Annotated in this window: 1 protein-coding gene; it reads right to left on the bottom strand. The window is 62.1% G+C overall.

Annotation, left to right across the window (positions count from 1 at the left end; translation table 11 throughout):
- On the bottom strand, nt 1–243 hold a 243-nt coding region (locus tag SB717_RS38905; RefSeq protein WP_410908603.1), incomplete at both ends, for a hypothetical protein.

The raw sequence follows: 243 nt of genomic DNA, 5'->3' as shown, positions 1-243 counted from the left end.
GCCGCGCGCAACGGCAGGCGCAACCCCCACGTGGTCAACATCGTCAATATGTAGGCGAGCGCGAGCACCCCCACCGCACCGATCGGGTCGATGCGACCGGCGCTGTTCTGACTGAAGGCGTGAAAGCAGATGAGAATCGGCCCATGCCAGAGATACATGCCATCAGAGATCGAGTCGAATAGCACCAGCACGGGATTCGAGAGGAATCGCGAGGCCGAGAAGCGTCCGGAACCGCCCGATGAG

It is taken from the genome of Priestia sp. SIMBA_032, from assembly GCF_046535215.1.
Taxonomy (GTDB): Bacteria; Bacillota; Bacilli; order Bacillales; family Bacillaceae_H; genus Priestia; species Priestia aryabhattai.
Note: the sequence above shows the minus strand (reverse complement) of the source record. Positions and strands in the feature narration are given on the sequence as shown.